We start from the raw sequence: 3,004 nt of genomic DNA, 5'->3' as shown, positions 1-3,004 counted from the left end.
CACCCGACGAGCGCCCCTCCCTACGCGGCCCGCCGGTCCGCACCGGAACCGGTGCCGGCCGCCGACGCGGTCGCCGAGCCCCGACCGGAGGAACCGTCCCCCGTGCTGCCGCAGCGCGTCCCCTCGGAACCGGACGTGCCCGTCGTGCCGGAGCCACCGGCAGTGGAACCGTCCGCCGAGACCCCCGAACTCGCCCGCATCGCCACCCACCTGCGCCGCGACGACGAACCCGCGCCACTGCGGGAGCGGCCGGAGGGCTTCGACGTCAACGCGATCCTCGACGCGGTCCGGGAGGTGGCGGGCGTACGCGACGCCGCGTTGCGCCGTACCCCGGCCGGCGCGCACAGCCTCCGGCTCGACCTGGCCGACGGCGCGGACCCGGCCGAGGTCAGCCGCATGGTGGCCCGGCTGCTCCAGGAGCGGATGGGTCTGGCCGCCGCCCCGCAGAACCTGCCCGGCGCGCCCGCCGTACCGCCCCCGGCCCCGCTGCGCCGCCGGTCGGCCCGGCTGGACCGCTCCGGTGAGACGCGCGCGGGCGACACACGAGCACCCGGGACGCAGCCGGCACCGGTCGAGGCCCGTGCCCCGCAGGCGGAGCCGGGCGAGGCCCGTAACGGTGAGGAGACGGGCGGCGACGAGATGCCGGCGCGTGCCGGTGTGGCACGTCCGGCCGCGAACCGTTCCGGCGACGCGCGGTTCGGTGCGGACCGCGCCACGCGCCCGGCCGAGGCGCCCGGCGACGGCGACGAGCCGCCGCGCCGCCGCCGGCAGGCCACCCACCGGGGCCGGGCCGCTGTGGACGAGACGTCGCTGGCCTCCGCGCCGACCGGCATGTCCACCGGCAGCCCGGTTACGCTCGGTACGTCGTACTCCGGTGGGCAGATGACCACGACGGAGACCGCGCCGTCGCGACCGCTGGACACCGGCGGCGTGCCGGGGCCGCGGGTGGTGATCGAGCACGTCCTGGTGAGCACGTTCGGCCTGGACGCCACCACCGAGGTGCGCCTGGTCGCCGGCGACCGGACGGCCGAGGGGCACGCGACCGGCCCGGCTGTCGACGGGTACGTGCTGCGGCTCTGTGCGGTGGCCGCGGCCGCCGCGGTGGACGAGCTGCTCGGCCGGGTCGTCCCGGCCGGCGAGCGGGGCCGGTGCTTCGTGGAGCACGCCGCCGTGGTGCCGTTCGGCAACTGCGAGGTCGCCACAGTGGTGGTGCTGCTGGTCTGCGACGGCTGGGTGGAGCAGCTGGCCGGTTCGGCGCTGGTGGCCGGGGATCCCCGGCAGGCGGTCGTGCGGGCCACGCTCGCGGCGGTGAACCGGCGGCTGGAGGCGCTGCTCTCCTGAGCCGGTGTGCGGTACGGCGTGTGCGGGGAAGACTGGAGGCATGAAGCGCGCCGCACTGTGGCCGGAGCACAGCCTTCCCACCCACCACGTCCCGCCGCCCTGGCCCGGCCGGCACGTACGCCTCGACGGCACGCTCGTGCACGTCCGCGACACCCCGGCCACCGGTCCCGGCGCGGAGCCCGCGCTGTACGTGCACGGCCTCGGCGGATCGGCGCAGAACTGGACCGACCTGGCCGGGCTGCTCGCGGACCGGCTCGACGGCCAGGCGATCGACCTGCCCGGATTCGGGCGCAGCGAGCCGGGGCCGCGCTACACGATCCCGTCCTTCGCCGAGCGGGTGATCCGCTGGATCGAGCACAGCGACCGGGGTCCGGTGCACCTGTTCGGCAACTCGCTCGGCGGCGCGATCTCGGTGCGGGTGGCGGCGTTGCGCCCGGACCTGGTCCGCACGCTCACACTGGTCTCGCCCGCGCTGCCGTTCCTGGACTTCCGCCGCTCGTTGCAGGGGCGGATGCTCCCGTTGCTGGCGATCCCCCGGGGCGAACGGCTGGCCGCCTGGCGGCTGGCCCAGTTCAGCCCGGAGGTGACCGCGCAGCAGGTGATGGAGGCGTGCGTGGCGGACCTGACCCGGATCAGCGATCAGCGCCGGCAGGAGGCGATCGACGAGATCCGGGTCCGGTACGAGGCGGCCCACTACGCCGCCGCGTACGTGCGGACGTTCCGGGGCCTGGTCGGCAGCTTCCTGCGTTCGTACCTGCCGGGGGAGGGCGCGCTCTGGCGGCAGGCGGCGGCGGTACGGGCGCCCACGCTCGTGGTGGGCGGGCGGCAGGATCGGCTGGTCGACGTGCGGGTGGCGCCGCAGGCGGCCCGGGTCATCCCGGACAGCCGGCTGCTGATGCTCGACGGCGTCGGGCACGTGGCCCAGTTGGAGGTGCCCCGGACCGTGGCGCGGGCGGTGCTCGGCCTGCTCGCCGAGGCGACACAGTCGCTCACCACCGGCATGGGGGAGAGCGGAACGGAGCGTGACATGGCAGGCTGAGCCGGATGCCCAGCTCCCGCCGTCCTCGTGCCGCCCGCTCCCGTTCCTCGCTTCGTCACTGGCGTACCGCGCTCGTGGTCTGCGCCTTCGCTGCCGCCGCCGCGGTCGGCGTCGGCGTGGCGGTGCAACTGCCGTCGGCGGGCGCGGGGACGCGGATCACCGACGGGTTCGTCGCTCAGCCTCCGGCGCCCACGCGGGAGCCGTCCACGCCGAGCGTCGCGCCGCCGCCGGCGGTGACGCCCAGCTCGCCGGCCGCGCCGGTGCTGACGCTGGCGGGCCCGGGGCCGGCGAAGGGCCGGGGCAGCTTCGCGTACGACGACCGGACCAGCGGCGTGCTCGGCCGCTCGGGGACGCTGCGCCGCTACCGGGTGGCGGTGGAGAACGGCTCCGGCGAGGAGGTCCGCGCGTTCGGCGAGGCGGTGCAGCGCGCCCTGGCCGGCCCGGGTAGCTGGGTCGACGGCGGCAGGCTGCGGTTGCAGCGGGTCGGCGCGGACGACCGGTACGACTTCACGATCTACCTCGCGACCCGGGACACGGCCGGGCGGCTGTGCGGGGCGGGCGGGATCGACATCCGGGAACACCGGCTTCGTATCGGTCGCTCGGGCTCGGTAGGCGATCGCGAGG

General features: G+C 76.7%; 2 protein-coding genes and 1 pseudogene. All 3 read left to right on the top strand.

The window, feature by feature from the left end; all coding sequences use genetic code 11:
• A pseudogene (locus ABD52_RS36865) lies at window positions 1–1,341 on the top strand (hypothetical protein); the annotation flags it as partial.
• A gap of 40 nt (window positions 1,342–1,381) precedes the next feature.
• The gene (locus ABD52_RS36860; RefSeq protein WP_030269264.1) at window positions 1,382–2,380 is read left to right on the top strand and encodes an alpha/beta fold hydrolase; all 999 of its coding nucleotides are present in this window, start codon (window positions 1,382–1,384) and stop codon (window positions 2,378–2,380) included.
• Between the two features lie 5 nt (window positions 2,381–2,385).
• The coding region (locus tag ABD52_RS36855) for a DUF3152 domain-containing protein (RefSeq protein ID WP_047894812.1) at window positions 2,386–3,004 on the top strand (619 nt) is incomplete at its 3' end.

The organism is Micromonospora sp. RV43 (assembly GCF_001029515.1).
Lineage (GTDB): Bacteria > Actinomycetota > Actinomycetes > Mycobacteriales > Micromonosporaceae > Micromonospora > Micromonospora aurantiaca.
The sequence above is the reverse complement of the archived record's forward strand: the minus strand, read 5'-3'. Positions and strand labels throughout refer to the sequence as shown.

Excerpts from the sequence above, each read along its gene's own strand:
- ABD52_RS36860 (WP_030269264.1), top strand. The coding sequence starts at position 1,382 with ATGAAGCGCGCCGCACTGTGGCCGGAGCACAGCCTTCCCACCCACCAC.